This is a genomic window from Winogradskyella luteola (assembly GCF_019203985.1).
Taxonomy (GTDB): domain Bacteria; phylum Bacteroidota; class Bacteroidia; order Flavobacteriales; family Flavobacteriaceae; genus Winogradskyella; species Winogradskyella luteola.
On sequence record NZ_JAGSPD010000011.1, the window covers coordinates 1 to 16,439 of the forward strand.

At 35.0% G+C, this 16,439-nt stretch carries 15 protein-coding genes; 9 read left to right on the forward strand and 6 right to left on the reverse strand.

All coding sequences use genetic code 11. The annotated features are described in order from the left end of the window. Positions 1-340 precede the first annotated feature (340 nt). Entirely contained in the window at positions 341-1,312 is a 972-nt protein-coding gene (trpS, locus tag KCG49_RS12845; RefSeq protein WP_218547177.1) for a tryptophan--tRNA ligase, read from the reverse strand. Positions 1,313-1,416: 104 nt separating this feature from the next. On the opposite strand from trpS, the gene KCG49_RS12850 reads away from it, so the two are divergent. Continuing rightward, on the forward strand, positions 1,417-2,145 hold the full coding sequence (locus KCG49_RS12850; protein WP_218547050.1) for a lysophospholipid acyltransferase family protein: 729 nt from the start codon (positions 1,417-1,419) through the stop codon (positions 2,143-2,145). 125 nt (positions 2,146-2,270) lie between these two features. On the opposite strand, the gene KCG49_RS12855 is transcribed toward KCG49_RS12850, so the two are convergent. The 4 genes from KCG49_RS12855 to recA form a co-directional block, all read right to left on the reverse strand. Beyond that, entirely contained in the window at positions 2,271-3,857 is a 1,587-nt protein-coding gene (locus tag KCG49_RS12855) for a hypothetical protein (RefSeq protein ID WP_218547052.1), read from the reverse strand. A 3-nt stretch (positions 3,858-3,860) separates the two neighbouring features. Next, entirely contained in the window at positions 3,861-4,406 is a 546-nt protein-coding gene (locus KCG49_RS12860) for an RNA polymerase sigma factor (protein ID WP_218547053.1), read from the reverse strand. Between the two features lie 28 nt (positions 4,407-4,434). Beyond that, a complete protein-coding gene (locus tag KCG49_RS12865; protein WP_218547055.1) occupies positions 4,435-4,881 on the reverse strand; it encodes a hypothetical protein in 447 nt (148 codons plus the stop codon). 108 nt (positions 4,882-4,989) lie between these two features. After that, positions 4,990-5,991 carry a recombinase RecA gene (gene recA / locus KCG49_RS12870; protein WP_218547056.1) on the reverse strand — a complete coding sequence of 334 codons (1,002 nt, stop codon included), beginning with the start codon at positions 5,989-5,991 and terminating at the stop codon, positions 4,990-4,992. 398 nt (positions 5,992-6,389) lie between these two features. Here recA and trhO point away from each other — a divergent pair, with 398 nt between their 5' ends. The 8 genes from trhO to KCG49_RS16490 all read left to right on the forward strand — a co-directional run bounded on the left by trhO (position 6,390) and on the right by KCG49_RS16490 (position 14,568). After that, complete coding sequence (gene trhO, locus KCG49_RS12875) at positions 6,390-7,454, forward strand: oxygen-dependent tRNA uridine(34) hydroxylase TrhO (RefSeq protein ID WP_218547057.1); 1,065 nt, start codon at positions 6,390-6,392, stop codon at positions 7,452-7,454. Positions 7,455-7,460: 6 nt separating this feature from the next. Continuing rightward, positions 7,461-8,465 (forward strand): radical SAM protein, encoded by a 1,005-nt coding sequence (locus KCG49_RS12880; RefSeq protein ID WP_218547058.1) that lies wholly within the window; start codon positions 7,461-7,463, stop codon positions 8,463-8,465. 168 nt (positions 8,466-8,633) lie between these two features. Continuing rightward, entirely contained in the window at positions 8,634-9,818 is a 1,185-nt protein-coding gene (locus KCG49_RS12885; protein ID WP_218547059.1) for a PSP1 domain-containing protein, read from the forward strand. Then, positions 9,802-10,302, forward strand: a complete 501-nt coding sequence (locus tag KCG49_RS12890) for a gliding motility lipoprotein GldH (protein WP_218547060.1) — start codon at positions 9,802-9,804, stop codon at positions 10,300-10,302. The genes KCG49_RS12885 and KCG49_RS12890 overlap by 17 nt, the downstream gene beginning before the upstream one ends. Positions 10,303-10,310: 8 nt before the next feature. Further along, entirely contained in the window at positions 10,311-12,662 is a 2,352-nt protein-coding gene (locus KCG49_RS12895; RefSeq protein WP_218547061.1) for a penicillin-binding protein 1A, read from the forward strand. Positions 12,663-12,756: 94 nt separating this feature from the next. After that, on the forward strand, positions 12,757-13,458 hold the full coding sequence (locus tag KCG49_RS12900; RefSeq protein WP_218547063.1) for a CoA transferase subunit A: 702 nt from the start codon (positions 12,757-12,759) through the stop codon (positions 13,456-13,458). A gap of 95 nt (positions 13,459-13,553) precedes the next feature. Continuing rightward, entirely contained in the window at positions 13,554-14,207 is a 654-nt protein-coding gene (locus KCG49_RS12905) for a 3-oxoacid CoA-transferase subunit B (RefSeq protein WP_218547064.1), read from the forward strand. Between the two features lie 232 nt (positions 14,208-14,439). Beyond that, positions 14,440-14,568: a hypothetical protein gene (locus KCG49_RS16490; protein ID WP_256260003.1), complete on the forward strand. Its 129-nt coding sequence runs from the start codon at positions 14,440-14,442 to the stop codon at positions 14,566-14,568. On the opposite strand, the gene KCG49_RS12910 is transcribed toward KCG49_RS16490, so the two are convergent. Next, positions 14,563-16,254, reverse strand: a complete 1,692-nt coding sequence (locus KCG49_RS12910) for an ABC transporter ATP-binding protein (protein WP_218547066.1) — start codon at positions 16,252-16,254, stop codon at positions 14,563-14,565. The genes KCG49_RS16490 and KCG49_RS12910 overlap by 6 nt on opposite strands. Positions 16,255-16,439 lie beyond the last annotated feature (185 nt).

Here is a 16,439-nt window from a genome sequence, read left to right on the forward strand (position 1 = left end):
TCCGCCAAAAGAACTTTGTCCGGTATTGAAATGGTGCATATGATTAAGAAAGACCAATTGATTTCTAATAGAAAATCTATGTTTAAATCATTCTATGCTTTAGCTGGCTAGAACATTATTTAACAACTATATTAGATTTAAATTTATTAGATGCGATAGATACAATTATTTAAACTTCCTGTAGATTTTATAGACTTGAACTAAAGCTAATATGGCAACTATAATTGCAAGATAGCCGATGATGTCGCCCGTTCTATCTGTATCGATTACTCTCGAAATAATGATTAAAACCATAGCCAAGAAAGTAAATAAAGGACTTAACATTTCTTTTTTCATAACCTTAATACCCAACTTTTTCCCTAACACGCTTCAATACATCATCAGCCACTAATTTTGCCTTAGTGGCTCCTTTAGACAAAGCAGTATCCACTTCGTTAAGGTTGCCCATATAATAATTATAGCGTTCTCTAGGTTTAGCAAAACGTTCTAAAATCAGTTCATACAAAGCTTGCTTGGCATGGCCATAACCATAGTTACCTCTTTCGTAATTGGCTTTCATTTCTATTACTTGCTCATCAGAACCAAGTATATTATAAAGCGCAAAGCAGTTACAGGTTTTCCAGTCTTTGGGATCTTCTAGTGGTGTGCTATCGGTTTGTATAGACATTATCTGCTTTCGCAATTTCTTTTCTGGTAAAAATATATTAATAATATTACCTTTACTTTTGCTCATCTTGGCACCATCGGTTCCAGGAATCAACATAGTATCTTTTTGGATATCTGCTTTTGGCAATACAAAAGTTTCGCCACCCATTTTAGCATGAAAACGCGATGCAACGTCACGGGTCATTTCTATATGTTGTTCTTGGTCTTTACCGACCGGAATGATTTCTGAATCATACAATAAAATATCTGCGGCCATAAGCATTGGATAGGTAAACAAACCACCATTAACATCATCTAATCGATCTGCTTTATCCTTAAAACTATGTGCTAATTCTAATCGTTTAAAAGGAAAGAAACAATTTAAATACCAAGCGAGCTCAGTAACCTGAGGTACGTCACTTTGCCTGTAAAATACAGTACTATCGATATCTAGCCCAAAGGCCAACCAAGTTGCAGCAGTAGAGTAAGTATTATTGCGTAAGGTTTCAGCATCCTTAATTTGCGTTAATGAGTGTAGGTCTGCAATGAATAAATAAGAATCATTAGCTTCATCTTTTGCTTTTTTTATTGCTGGTAAAATTGCACCTAAAATGTTACCTAGATGTGGTGTTCCTGTACTTTGTATGCCTGTTAGTATTCTTGCCATGCCAACTTCCCAAAAAAATGGGAATCTCATTAAATTAAACTTAATTCTAAAATCGAAAACAAAGATAATTTTTTTAACAGAACTATTTCCCTAGTTTTGGGCTGATGAAGTTTTTTAAATACTCTTTTTGGCTTTTGTATCGCATTTGGTTCTACATTTTGGTAGCCTTACCAATTATTGTTTTGTTTCCAATACTCTCAATCTCTATTTCTAGAGAACAATGGTATCCTTTTTTTTTTAAGTTAGCACGTTTTTGGGCGAAGTTTATTTTAGTGGGTATGGGTTTCAATTATAAAATTACTAGAGAAGAAACCCCTCACCCTAAGAAGAGTTATATGTTTGTTGCCAACCATACTTCTATGACAGATATTATGCTTATGCTCGTTTCTGTAAAAAATCCTTTTGTATTTGTTGGCAAACAGGAATTGGCAAAAATTCCATTGTTTGGATTCTTCTACAAACGTACATGTATTTTAGTGGACAGAAGTAGCGCAAGGAGTAGACAAGCTGTTTTTTTGAGAGCACAAAGGCGATTAAGACAAGGCTTAAGTATTTGTATTTTTCCCGAAGGTGGAGTGCCAGAGGAACATATCTTGCTCGATGCATTTAAGGACGGAGCGTTTCGTTTAGCCATTAATCATCAGATTCCGGTTGTGCCTATTACATTTTACGATAATAAAAAGCGATTTTCATATACGTTTTTTAGCGGAAGTCCAGGAAAGATGCGTGCTAAAATCCATAAATTTTTTAAAACAGAGGGACTAACAATTGAAAGCACCAAAGCCCTTAATGAAAAGGTAAGAACCGTAATTTGTGACGCATTAAATAGTTAAGGCATTAAAAAAGCTACCCTAACCACGAGTAGCTTTTTTATTATTGCTGTCACCATTGCTTTATAGTTTTCCTGTTCTGTGACATTTAGATTTGCAATAACTTAACAACCTAATTTAAATTTAACCTAAAACTTAAAACTTAATCCTGTATATACTCCAATAAAGAAAGGCCTAAAATCACCAGACGTATTATTGAATGTATTTATTTGGTACTTGAACTGTGGTTCAAGATTAATATTCCATTGTTTTGACAACTTGTAATCTAGTCCCAATCCGAAATTGGCACTAAAACTTGTTGAATTGATATTGCTGGCTTCACCGATTAAAGTTGAAGTTCCGTCAATATCAACGTATATTTCATTCTGACTTAAGAAAAACGTACTAAAACCACCAATAACGTTGAGACCAAATTTTCTGTCAACCAAACGATATTCCAACTCTAAAGGCACTTCTATAAAACTGAAACGTTGATCGAGATCACCTGCAATTTTAGTATTAAAAAGCTCTGGTGAAGAGTTTCGGTTAAACACATTTGCACTCATTAATGTTACATCTCCCGACCCGTTTTTTGCACTGATATTTCCCACTTGAGTTTGTTGAGTACCTCGCGATGCAAACTCACCATCTGTAAAAGCTAATACATCTGAAGTGGTTTGGTTGAGATTAACCCTATTAATACCAGCACGCACCTTTAATTTACTTGAAATAGCATAGGCACCAGAAATACCATAGCTCATATTTACATCGCTGCTCTTAGAGTTTTCATTAAACTGTCTATGTATTGAAGATCCTTGGCCCAAAGAACTAAAATAAACAGGTGCAACATTAGGTGCAATGCTCCACCTGCTCTGCTCATCTTCTTTTTCTTTTTCATCAATGTCTTCGTTTTCTTGAGCCGCAACGGCATCTTTAATAGATTGTTTTTTTGGATCTTCTAATAAGGTATCATCTTTTTTATCGCTATCATTAATAGTATCGGTATCTGCACTTTCTATACTAGAAGCATCAGTATCTTTTGTGGTGTTATCGGTAACTGCGGTTTTATTATTTCCTATAGTTTCCTTTATTACTGATTTTATTTCATCCTCATTAGTGAGCGCTGTCTTTTTGTTGTTCTCTGAGTCTTTAATATCAGTGTTTTCTGCTACCTTAGCTACTTTAGTGCTATTGCTCCCACTAATAATAACTGAAGGTTTGTGTTTTTGAGAACGTATTTTCTCTTCTTTTTCACTAGGATTTTCAGCAACCGCATTAGGGTTTGAGTGAATAGGAGATGTTAATCTGCTAGAAGTGTTTTTGTTCTGAGGATTGTTACCGTCATTACGATTGGGTTCCTCATTTTTATCTGATTCTACAAGTTCAATCTTCTCAAAATCGTCATCATTACTTGGCTTATCTTCCTTATTATGATTTGAAGGAATATTTCCATTGCTGTCGTTTTTATTGTCTTTAGAGGTGTCTTCAGTGTCAACAATAACAGGGGTTTCGGTAGATTTAGTTTCAGAATTAAATACAGATACACCCACTGTAAGCAATAGGGCAATCACTGCGGCAACACCACCAACTTGCCACCAAAGAGCAACGACTCTGCGTTTTTTCTTTTTCTTAGGTAGACTTTCGCTTATACGATTCCAAACCGCACCATCTGGTACTGCTTCAAAATCTTTAAACTTTTCCTGAAAAAGCCTATCTATGTTCTTCTTCTCTTTCATTATTTATAATGATCGCGAATTTTTATTCGCTCTGTAATCTTCTATTTTATCTTTTAAAATCAATCGCGCTCTAGCAAGATTTGATTTTGAGGTTCCGGTTGAAACATTAATCAATTCACTTATCTCCACATGCGAATAACCATCTAATACATACAAATTGAATACCAATCTATACCTGTCTGGCAATTCTTGAACGATTTTCAGTAAAAAGTCAATACTTATATCTTTATCGTTTATGTTTACCGAAACATCTTCTATATTCTCTTCGTTTACAATATCGTAAACACCAACATCTTCCCTGTAGCGCTGCAATGATGTATTAATTGCAATCCGTTTTAACCAACCTTCAAAAGAACCTTTACTATTATACTGATTTATTTTACTAAATATCGTTATAAATGCATCATGCAGGTTATCCTCTGCCTCAGCATAGTTTCTAGAATACTTAAGACAAAGCGAAAATAATTTACTGGCATATTGCTTGTATAATTGGCTTTGAGCTTCAGCATCTTGTTTAATACAATTTTTTATGAGTCTGTCTAAACTCACATTGTTATTGGAATTAATTAATAATTACTTAATTTTTTGGATCAACACTTTGTCTACCCATAGACACTGGTACTTCAACAATATGGTATTGATCTACACCCGCAGTGTTTCCACCTTGATAAAACTGAAATACATATGTTTCTGTGCTTGTTACTGTAAAATCAAAACCTACACTAACAACTTGGGGTTCACCAGGGCAAGGATCACCTCCGGCATCGTACACCGTGTTAACAACAGCTACAGTTCTCGTTTGTTCGTCAATGTCATAAGCAAAACTATTAAACTCATAACATAAGTTAGGTTGTGTATAATTTACATTTATCGTGTAGGTTTCACCATGTATAAATTCCTCGGGAACTTCTACGCTTTCAATAGGCATAAATTGAAAAGAGAAATCAGGTCCAGACCCTTCATCAACAGAGCAGGAGGTGAAAATCATGAATAACACAATAAAAACTAAAGTGCACTTTTTCATTGTAATATATTATAACTAATTCTATTTATAGATGTAGAAAGTGTAAAAAGGTTGCGTCGAAAAATAAAAAAATCCTGATTTTTTTTCAGGACTTTTTATTTCACGTTGTTAGTTGTCATTTATTAATGCTCTAACTTTTTCTTCTAATTCATCCATTAAGTCAGGATTATCCTTAATTAGAGTTTTTACGGCATCACGTCCCTGACCAAGCTTTGTATCTCCATAACTAAACCAAGAACCGCTCTTTTTTATGATATCACGCTCAACGGCTAAATCTAAGACTTCACCAACTTTACTGACTCCTTTACCATACATAATATCAAATTCTGCCAACTTAAATGGTGGCGCAACTTTATTCTTAACCACTTTAACCCTCGTTTTGTTGCCCATTACGTTTCCGTCTGTACTTTTAATTTGAGTAGAACGACGAATATCTAAACGTACAGAAGCATAAAATTTTAGGGCATTACCACCTGTAGTAGTTTCGGGATTACCAAACATTACACCAATTTTTTCGCGCAATTGGTTGATAAAAATTACGGTACAATGTGTTTTGCTGATGGAGGCTGTTAGCTTTCTTAAGGCTTGTGACATTAAACGTGCATGTAAGCCCATTTTAGAATCTCCCATTTCGCCTTCTATTTCGCTTTTTGGAGTCAAGGCTGCTACGGAGTCAATAACAACAATGTCAATAGCACCAGAGCGAATTAAATTATCGGTAATTTCTAGGGCTTGTTCACCATTGTCTGGCTGTGATATAATTAAATTATCGATATCTACACCTAAGTTTTCAGCATAAAAACGATCAAAGGCATGTTCTGCATCAATAAAAGCTGCAATTCCGCCAGCTTTTTGTGCTTCTGCAATAGCATGAAGCGTTAAAGTTGTTTTACCCGAAGATTCCGGCCCATATATTTCTATAACGCGACCTCTTGGGTAACCACCAACACCCAAAGCAATGTCCAAACCTAAAGAACCAGACGAAATTGCATCTACATCTTCAATGGCCTGATCACTCATTTTCATTACCGTTCCTTTGCCGTAAGCTTTATCTAACTTATCTAGCGTTAACTTTAACGCTTTTAATTTTGCATCTTTTTCACTACTCATTTCTTCTGTTTTCTTAATTAAAATTGATATCAAAAATACCACTTATTTTATTTTTTTCAATTTTATGACGCAACCATTTTACACTTTTTACATCTACTAAATGAAAAAGGAAAAAATTGCTATGAAAAAGGCTTGATAAAATATTCTTTTAAAGAAGAACTTCTCAAGTTAGCGAAAAACTAAAGGTGTTTTACTGTTGTTTTAAGCAGTAGCTGATATATCTCAGTTAAATGACCTTTTTCAATAAGTTTTAAGTTAATTGGTTGGTTAGAAAAGCACTTTGATAAATTCAAAGTGCTTTTTTTATGCTAATCCAATAAAATAAATACCTTTGCACACACACCGAAACCTTGGGGAAGGTGTATATTAAAATCTTTAACCTTAAAAATTAGTATAGCATGCAACTGTACAATAACTTAAGCGCTAAAGAAAGAGCAGAACTCATTGAAAAAGCAGGCAAAGACCGCTTAACGATCTCTTTCTACAAATATGCCAAAATAGGCAATACCGAAATTTTTAGAAACCATATGTACCTGGCTTGGAACGCGCTTGATGTCCTAGGTAGAATCTATGTCGCTCACGAAGGTATAAATGCACAATTATCTATACCAGCTGATAACTTTACAACGTTTAAAAATCACTTAGACACTATTACGTTTTTAGAAAATGTAAGATTAAATATTGCCATAGAGCACGATAATTTTGCTTTTCTGAAATTAAAAGTGAAGGTGCGACATAAAATCGTTGCAGATGGTCTTAATGATGACACTTTTGATGTTACAAACAAAGGTATTCATGTTAACGCAGAGAAATTCAATGAACTGATAGAAGACCCAAATGCGGTTTTGGTAGATATGCGTAATCATTACGAAAGTGAAATAGGCCATTTTAAAAATGCCATTACACCAAATGTAGATACCTTTAGGGAATCCCTAGACTTAATTGAAGAGGATTTAAGAGCGCATAAAGACGATAAGAAGCTTGTAATGTATTGTACTGGCGGTATCCGTTGCGAAAAAGCTAGTGCTTATTACAGGCACAAAGGGTTCAAGAATGTGTATCAGTTAGAAGGAGGTATTATAAATTATGCTAGACAAGTTGATGCTGAGGGTTTAGAAAATAAGTTTATAGGAAAAAACTTTGTATTTGACCAAAGACGATCAGAACGTATAAGTAATGATGTTATAGCTAATTGTCATCAATGTGGAAAACCAGCCGATTTACACACTAATTGTGTTAATGAGGCTTGTCATTTATTGTTTATTCAGTGTGAAGAATGTAAAGAAAAAATGGACAACTGTTGTTCTACACAGTGCCAAGAAATCATTAAATTGCCATACGAAGAACAAAAAGCCTTGAGAAAGGGACAAGGCAATAGCAATGATATATTTAAAAAAGGAAGAGCAGATCACTTGCCTTATAAAAAAGACTTAAGAAATATATTTGAGAGCTTAAAAAAATAAAACAGTATGAATGTTTACAAGCTTTTGAAGCTCAACAGAAGGATAAAAAGTCATAGAGTTAAGTTTTTAGCACTATATGTACTTCATAAGCTTAATAAACGCTATCTGGCAGTTAACCTAGATCCAGTAATGGCATGCAACCTACGTTGTAAAATGTGCTATTTTACAGATGCGGATTATGTAAAAACACTAAAGGGGCAGTTTAAAGACCAAGACCTCGATCTTGTCGCTAAAGCCATTTTTAACAGAGCTTTGAAGTTGCAAATAGGTTGTGGCACAGAGCCAACGCTATATAAGAATTTACCAAAAATTGTAAGACTCGGAAAGCAGTATAATGTGCCCTATATATCTTTAACTACAAATGCCAACTTACTCACCGAAGAAAAAATAGAAGAGTTACTTATCGCAGGTCTTAATGAATTCACCATATCGCTTCATGGTGTTACAAAAGAGAGCTATGAAAGCTTCATGAAAAAAGCAAGCTATGAAAAATTTCAAAATGCATTTGCCGCGTTTAGAACGTTAAAAGCTAGGTACGACTTTAAAGTTAGAATCAACTACACATTCAATAAGGATAATTTTTATGAGCTAGAAGATTTTTTTAAGCATTTTGATGCTTCGGGCTTTGATATACTTCAGTTGAGGCCGATTCAAAAAATTGGAAATACAGAATACAATGATTTTGACATTTCTTCTTTAGAAAAAGACTATACGGGTTTAGTGTCTAAAATTAGAGCGAATTGCGCTGAGAACAATATCACCCTTATGGCTCCAAACAAACTCGAAAAACTTAAAGATGAAAACACATCGAGTTTTATATTCGATTATACGTTTTGTTACATTTCGCCAAATAAATTCTGGAAAGATGGTTTTAATTGGAGAGCAGAAACGTTCAATACATATTCTAAAAAAATTGGCTGGAGTCAACTATTGCTCTCAAACGTGTTTAAATCAAAATCGCATTTAAGAACGCTTTCAAATAAACTCAATTACGAGATAGAGCTTAACTGACTTATTTTTGTTCAGCTTTATAATTTTCTTTCAGTTTATCTTTTTTCCGGCAGAGGTTTAAATAAAAGCACTTTATTCAACTAAAGAAATAATAGTATCTTTACTCATTATTAAATTATGAATCCTTTATCTAGACATTGCGATCTAGATTAAATATATATAACTTTTATGGCTTGTAACAGTTGCTCAACTGGTAAAGACGGTCAACCAAAAGGATGTAAAAACAATGGGACTTGCGGCACGGATAGCTGCAATAAACTCACTGTTTTCGACTGGCTGGCTAACATGTCGCTTCCTAACGGACAAGACCCTTTTATAGGTGTTGAGGTACGTTTTAAAAACGGAAGAAAACAATACTACAAAAATACTGAGAATTTAACATTAAGCATAGGCGATATTGTCGCTACCCAAGCAAAATCCGGTCACGATATAGGTATGGTAACCTTAACTGGCGAATTGGTACGCGTGCAAATGAAGCGCAAAAAAGTTGATATCAACGATGAAGAAAATGTTCTAAAGATATACCGAAAAGCTTCGCAACGCGATATAGACATCTGGTCCGAATCGCGAGACAAAGAAGAGCCCATGAAGGTGAAAGCGCGTCAATTTGCCATAGATCTTAAACTTAAGATGAAGATTTCGGATATTGAATATCAAGGTGATGGCAGTAAAGCTACGTTTTATTACACAGCTGAAGAGCGTGTGGATTTTAGGGAGCTCATTAAAGTTTTTGCCAGAGAGTTTAGAACCCGTATTGAAATGCGTCAAGTAGGTTTTAGGCAAGAAGCAGCAAGACTTGGTGGGATAGGCTCTTGTGGAAGGGAATTGTGCTGTTCTACATGGTTAACAGATTTTAGATCCGTAAGTACATCTGCAGCAAGATATCAGCAGTTATCTTTAAATCCGCTGAAATTGGCAGGTCAATGTGGAAAATTAAAGTGTTGCTTAAACTACGAATTAGATGCCTATTTAGATGCCCTAAAGGCATTTCCAAAAAATGATACCAAACTTTATACCGAAAAGGGAACTGCAGTATGCCAAAAGACGGATATTTTTAAAGGCTTAATGTGGTATGCTTATGAGGGAGAATGGATGAATTGGCATGTCATTACTACAGAACAAGCCAATGAAATCATTGCTAAAAACAAGAAAAAAGAGAAAGTTGCCAGTTTAGAAGAGTATGCTGCTGAGCATATACAAGACACTAAAACTGAATTTGAAAACGTTGTAGGGCAAGACAGTTTAACACGTTTCGATAATCCAAAATCCAAAAGGAAACGTAAAAACAATAGGGACAGAAACAAAAACCGCAGTAGAAATCGTAATCAAAAACAGAATGCAAAGAAAAATTAATGGCATATTATCCATAGTTGGTTTATGTTTTTTGATTTTGGCTTGTGATTCAAAAGCGACTTTTGATGTTTATAAATCCGTGCCCAACGAGTGGCATAAGGATTCGGTAGCTAGTTTCAACTTTGGTGCGCCAGATACTATAAACAACTATAATTTGTATGTCAATCTAAGAAATACAAACGATTATAAATTTAATAATCTATATCTCATTGTAGAGCTAAATTATCCAAACGGAAAAACAGTTAAGGACACTTTAGAGTATAAAATGGCAGCACCAAACGGAGAGCTTCTAGGAGAAGGGTTTACAGATGTTAAGGAAAACATGCTATGGTACAAAGGTTATAAAACACCATTTAAGTTTACTGAAGATGGAGACTATAAAGTTAATATTCAGCATGCCATGCGCAATAATGGCGAGGTTAATGGCATAGAGAATTTAGAGGGTATAACAGATATAGGTTTTAGGGTAGAACAAGTGCAATAATTAATACTATGGCAAAAAAGAAGACAACTAAATCTAAAACAGAAGTAAAAGGTTTTTCAAAGTATGTAAGATGGTTTTGGATGCTCTTTACAGGAGGTATCTTAGCGATTGTGTTATTGTTTCTTTTTGCGTCATGGGGACTTTTAGGTGAGATGCCAGACCATACGAAGTTAGAAAACCCCGAAACCAACTTAGCGACAGAAATCATTTCATCAGACGGTAAAACTTTAGGTAAATTTTACTTTAACGATAATAGAACGCCTGTAGGGTATAAAGATTTACCAAAAAACTTAGTTGAAGCCTTAATCGCCACTGAAGACGTTAGGTTTTATGACCATTCAGGCATTGATGGTAGAGGTACTTTGAGAGCAATTTTTAAAGCTGGACAAGGAGGTGGGGCAAGTACTATATCCCAGCAATTAGCAAAACAGCTTTTTACAGATCAAGTCTCACAAAACAAAATACAAAGAGCCTTACAAAAAGTTAGGGAATGGATTATTGCTATTAGACTAGAACGTCAATATACCAAAGAGGAAATCATTGCGCAGTACTTCAATATTTATGATTTTGGTAATAATGGTGATGGTATTCGTTCTGCTTCAAGAATTTATTTTGGCAAAGAGCCAAAGGACTTAGATATGAAAGAATCGGCTATGCTAGTTGGCATGTTTAAAAATTCTTCACTTTATAATCCTAGAAGAAATCCTGTTGGTGTAAAAAACAGGCGTAATGTGGTTTTAGCTCAAATGCACAAATATGAATACATTTCTGAAGAAGTAAAAGATTCATTACAAGCAACAGAGTTGGATTTAAATTACACTCCAGAGTCGCATCGCGAAGGAATAGCCACTTACTTTAGAGAGTATCTTCGAGGCTTTATGAAAGATTGGGCTAATGACAAGAACAATCGAAAACCTGACGGCAGCAAATATGATTTGTACAGTGATGGTTTAAAGGTGTTTACAACGATTGATTCGCGTATGCAAAAATATGCAGAAGAAGCTATAGCATTGCATATGCCAAGATTACAGGCTGAGTTCGATCATCAAAACACACCAGACAGAAATCCAACTGCACCATTTTTAGAACTCAACAAATCTGAAATTAATAAACTGTTGAAAGATGGTATGCGTAGAGGAGAGCGCTGGAGAATTTTAAAAAATCAAGGGAAATCTGATAAGGAGATTGAAGCTTCATTCCATAAACCTATAGAAATGACGGTTTTTAAATGGATAGATGGTAAGGCAAGTGAAGTAGATACGGTTATGAAACCCATCGATTCTATGCGTTATTACAAATCGTTTCTAAAACCAGGAATGATGTCTATGGACCCATTAACTGGCCACGTTAAAGCATGGGTTGGCGGTATGAATTATAAGCATTTTCAGTACGATATGGTAAAGCAGGGGAAGCGACAAGTAGGTTCTACATTTAAGCCTTTTGTATATGCTACAGCCATTGACCAATTACAAATGTCACCATGCGATTCTTTCCCAAGAACACCTATCACAATTGAAGCTAATAAATTTGGAAACCCAGAACCATGGACGGTAAAAAATTCTGACGGCAACTATTCCGGAAAACAAACCCTTAAAGATGCACTTGCCAGTTCTACTAACACCATTACGGCACGCTTAATGAATGAAATTGGTCCTCAACCTGTTGTAGAAATGGCAAAAAAGTTAGGTGTAGAGCAAGAGATTACTCCAGTACCAGCAATTGCCTTAGGAACACCAGATATTAGCGTGTATGAAATGGTGGCTGCCTACTCTACATTTGCAAACAAAGGAGTTTATAACAAACCAGTTATGGTAACGCGTATCGAAGACAAAAATGGAACAGTATTGTACCAAGTTGCTCCAGAAAGTAAAGATGTACTAAGTGAAGAAGTTGCCTATGTGACTGTTAATCTTATGGAAGGAGTAACAAATGCAGGTTCAGGAAGACGACTAAGGCATAATTGGGCTACTAAAGTGGCTGTCTACAAAGAAATTATTACAGGCTACCCTTACGAACTTAAAAATTCAATTGCCGGTAAAACAGGAACCACACAAAACCAAAGTGATGGTTGGTTTATGGGTATGGTACCAAATTTAGTCACAGGTGTTTGGGTTGGCGCAGAAGACAGAGCTGCACACTTTAAAAGTATTACTTACGGTCAAGGAGCTGCAATGGCATTACCTATTTGGGGCTTATACATGAAAGCTTGTTATGCAGATAAAACCTTAGACGTATCAACAGGTAACTTTGAAAAACCTTCAGAACTAGATATCAATGTAGATTGTAAAGCCCATGATGAAGGAGATCTTGGTGCAGATTCAGATGAAGATGACGGCCAAAGTGTTGATGTGGATTTTTAAATTATATCTGTGATTTTCTCAAAATATTTAGGCAAATTTTAATATGAAGTTTGCTCAGTCTTTCGTATTTTTCAGAAGCTAAATTTCTCAATTCATGATTAATAAAAAAGTAGCAAACGTCACTGAAGCATTACGAGGTGTAAGCGACAATATGACCTTTATGTTTGGTGGTTTTGGGCTTTCTGGTATTCCTGAAAATGCCATAGCAGAACTTGTAAGACTCAACATAAAAGGATTGACCTGTATTTCTAATAATGCAGGTGTAGATGATTTTGGTTTAGGCTTATTGCTACAACAAAAGCAGGTTAAAAAAATGATTTCATCTTATGTTGGCGAAAATGATGAGTTTGAACGCCAAATGCTGTCTGGAGAACTAGATGTGGAGTTAATACCCCAGGGAACGCTAGCCGAGCGCGCCAGAGCAGCACAAGCAGGTTTTCCTGCATTTTATACACCAGCAGGCTACGGAACAGAAGTTGCTGAAGGTAAAGAAACTAGAGAGTTTAACGGTAAAATGTATGTTTTAGAACATGCTTTTGAGGCAGGTTTTGGGTTTATAAAAGCTTGGAAAGGAGATGCTGCTGGTAACTTAATATTCAAAGGCACGGCAAGAAATTTTAACCCTAACATGTGCGGTGCAGCAAAAATAACCGTTGCTGAGGTTGAAGAATTAGTGCCAGTTGGAGAATTAGACCCAAATCAAATTCATATTCCAGGAATTTTTGTGCAGCGTATATTTAAGGGAGCACATTTTGAAAAACGTATTGAACAACGCACGGTAAGAGAAAGGCCCTAGGTCTGTTATTCCTGCAAAGGCGGGAATCCCTTTTATACAATTAAGCTCCAATTAATAAGATTTTTTAATAAGGTCCGAATGGACAAACTAAAGTTATGTTAGATAAAAACGGAATAGCAAAGCGCATAGCAAGAGAGGTAAAAGATGGTTACTATGTTAATTTAGGTATTGGCATCCCAACATTGGTGGCCAATTTTGTTAGAGATGATATCGAAGTAGAATTTCAGAGTGAGAATGGAGTTTTGGGTATGGGGCCATTTCCGTTTGAAGGCGAAGAGGACGCAGATATTATTAATGCAGGAAAACAAACCATAACAACATTACAGGGAGCCAGCTTTTTTGATTCAGCCACAAGCTTTTCCATGATTAGAGGGCAACATGTTGATTTAACAATACTTGGTGCCATGGAAGTATCGGAAAATGGAGATATTGCCAACTGGAAAATCCCGGGTAAAATGGTAAAAGGCATGGGAGGAGCCATGGATTTGGTTGCAAGCGCAGAGAATATTATTGTAGCTATGATGCATACCAATAGAGCTGGTGCGTCTAAGTTGTTAAAAACATGTTCTTTACCTTTAACAGGAGTTCAATGTGTAAAAAAAATAGTAACAAATATGGCTGTTTTAGAAGTCACCAATGGGGGCTTTAAACTATTAGAGCGTGCCCCAGGAGTTTCGGTAGAGGACATCAAAAATGCAACCGAAGGTCATTTGATTATAGATGGAGACATACCAGAAATGAATGTATAAACAATACTACCTTTAGAATTAATCCTGCAACTAAGTTATCGTATTTTTGTAAGCATAATCTTCAATCATGTGCTTAAATGTTAAATAAACATGCATTTCATCGATTTATAAGGTATTTAAACCGATAAATTAAAAATATGTACCATATTAGCAATCCCAAATTGAATTAACCAAATTTACCCTAAACTTAATTTACGATTTTGCCCCAAATCTACCGTAAATTTTATGACTTATGAAAACGACCAAATCAAATCTACCAGAACCTACTTTAAATGACAATGTTATGTTTTCAAACTTAAAAAATACCATGAGAGTTATTTCTGGTGTTCTAAAGTTAACCAAGAAAATATTCATGCTATAATCCTTTTGGAATAGCATGAATTAATTTTTTGGTGTAGTCTTTCACAGGCGATTCATAAATTTTATCAGCATCCCCTAATTCTTCAATTCTTCCTTGGTTCATTACAAGCAATTGATCTGCCATATATTTTACAACAGCCAAATCGTGCGAAATAAAAATATAGGTAAATCCAAATTGTTCTTTCAAATTATTCAAAAGATTAAGCACTTGGGCTTGTACTGAAATGTCCAATGCAGACACAGATTCGTCACAAACTATTAATTGAGGCTCTAAAGCAATTGTTCTAGCTATACCAATACGCTGTCGTTGACCACCAGAAAACTCATGCGGATATCTACTGAATGCATAGGCTTCTAAACCTACTTTTTCTAAAAGTTCTATTACTTTTTCTTTTCTTTCGGCATAAGAATTACCAATCTTATGCACTTTCATAGGCTCTATAATGGCGTTTCCAACCGTTAGTCTTGGATTAAGCGATGCAAATGGGTCTTGAAATATAATTTGAATATCTTTTCGCAATCGGCGCAACTCTTTTTTTCTTAGACCCGTTATATCTTTACCGTTATATTTTATAATTCCAGATGTAGCTTTATCTAGTTGAAGAATCGCATTGCCTAAAGTAGATTTACCACAACCAGATTCGCCTACCAAACCTAAAGTTTCGCCTGGATAGACCTTAAAGCTTACACCATCTACAGCTTTAAAAGCAATATCCTTGGAAAAGAAGCCCTTGCTGGATAGATAGATTTTTTCAACATCAATAACTTCCAATAATGGGGATTGTGCATATATTTTTTCATGGTTTTTCTTTCGATCTTCAATGGTAATAAGTTTTGTATTAACCTCACCCTCCATAAAATCTGAAATTGTAGGCAGTTTTTTTAGCCTATATGCAGTAGATGGCCTAGCTCCAATCAATGCTTTTGTGTAATTGTGCTTTGGGGAATTAAATATAATTTGGGTTTTATCTTGTTCCACTATTTCTCCTTTGTACATCACTAAAACTTTATCTGCCAATTCAGCAACCAGAGACAAATCGTGCGATATAAATAAAATACTCATTTTTGTCTCTTTTTGTAGGGTTTTCAGCAGCTCTAAAATTTCCTTTTGTACAGTAACATCTAAAGCAGTTGTGGGCTCGTCCGCAATAAGTAATTTTGGCTTGCAGGCAATTGCCATGGCAATCATAACACGCTGTTTTTGTCCTCCAGAAATTTCGTGCGGATAGGATTTAAAGATTCTATTAGGGTTTGGAAGCTTTACTTTTTCAAAAAGCTGTAAAATTTCAGACTTTACCTCAGAAGCAGACAAAGTTGAATGTTGCCTTAAGATTTCTTCGACCTGTCTCCCACAACGCATAGAAGGATTTAAAGAGCTCATGGGCTCTTGAAAAATCATTGCTATGTCATTACCTCTAATCTTTAAATAGTTTTGTTCAGAATAATTGGTTAATTCTATGTTTTCAAACAAAATAGAACCAGAAGTTATTTTTGAAATCTGTTTAGGCAATAAACCCATTATGGCAAGAGATGAAATGGATTTCCCAGAACCCGACTCTCCTATGACAGCCAATATTTCATTTGGTTTTACTTGAAATGAAATGGACTTAATGATTTTTTTTTCTGTTTTTCCATCAAAAAATGAAATAGACAGATCTTTAACGTTTAACAAATCTTTATTAGGCATAGGTAAAAATAATCAAAATCAAAGAGTAAAAATAAGCGTAAAACACAGATTTGTATCAAAATTTAGTAGAATAGGAATATATCATTAAATTAATGATAATCAATTATTTATGTTTTTTAGATAATTTAAATTAATGCATTTCATCGATTTTTTATGCGTTTTATCTGTTTTTAGAAATAATTTAT

What these genes read in the sequence shown, in the direction of transcription:
- KCG49_RS12855 (WP_218547052.1), bottom strand. Translation starts at nt 3,857, where the DNA reads ATGAAAGAGAAGAAGAACATAGATAGGCTTTTTCAGGAAAAGTTTAAA.
- KCG49_RS16490 (WP_256260003.1), top strand. Translation starts at nt 14,440, where the DNA reads ATGAAAACGACCAAATCAAATCTACCAGAACCTACTTTAAATGACAAT.
- trpS (WP_218547177.1), bottom strand. Translation starts at nt 1,312, where the DNA reads ATGGCAAGAATACTAACAGGCATACAAAGTACAGGAACACCACATCTA.
- KCG49_RS12900 (WP_218547063.1), top strand. Translation starts at nt 12,757, where the DNA reads ATGATTAATAAAAAAGTAGCAAACGTCACTGAAGCATTACGAGGTGTA.
- KCG49_RS12895 (WP_218547061.1), top strand. Translation starts at nt 10,311, where the DNA reads ATGGCAAAAAAGAAGACAACTAAATCTAAAACAGAAGTAAAAGGTTTT.
- trhO (WP_218547057.1), top strand. Translation starts at nt 6,390, where the DNA reads ATGCAACTGTACAATAACTTAAGCGCTAAAGAAAGAGCAGAACTCATT.
- KCG49_RS12885 (WP_218547059.1), top strand. Translation starts at nt 8,634, where the DNA reads ATGGCTTGTAACAGTTGCTCAACTGGTAAAGACGGTCAACCAAAAGGA.
- KCG49_RS12910 (WP_218547066.1), bottom strand. Translation starts at nt 16,254, where the DNA reads ATGCCTAATAAAGATTTGTTAAACGTTAAAGATCTGTCTATTTCATTT.
- KCG49_RS12905 (WP_218547064.1), top strand. Translation starts at nt 13,554, where the DNA reads ATGTTAGATAAAAACGGAATAGCAAAGCGCATAGCAAGAGAGGTAAAA.
- KCG49_RS12865 (WP_218547055.1), bottom strand. Translation starts at nt 4,881, where the DNA reads ATGAAAAAGTGCACTTTAGTTTTTATTGTGTTATTCATGATTTTCACC.
- KCG49_RS12880 (WP_218547058.1), top strand. Translation starts at nt 7,461, where the DNA reads ATGAATGTTTACAAGCTTTTGAAGCTCAACAGAAGGATAAAAAGTCAT.
- KCG49_RS12890 (WP_218547060.1), top strand. Translation starts at nt 9,802, where the DNA reads ATGCAAAGAAAAATTAATGGCATATTATCCATAGTTGGTTTATGTTTT.
- recA (WP_218547056.1), bottom strand. Translation starts at nt 5,991, where the DNA reads ATGAGTAGTGAAAAAGATGCAAAATTAAAAGCGTTAAAGTTAACGCTA.
- KCG49_RS12850 (WP_218547050.1), top strand. Translation starts at nt 1,417, where the DNA reads ATGAAGTTTTTTAAATACTCTTTTTGGCTTTTGTATCGCATTTGGTTC.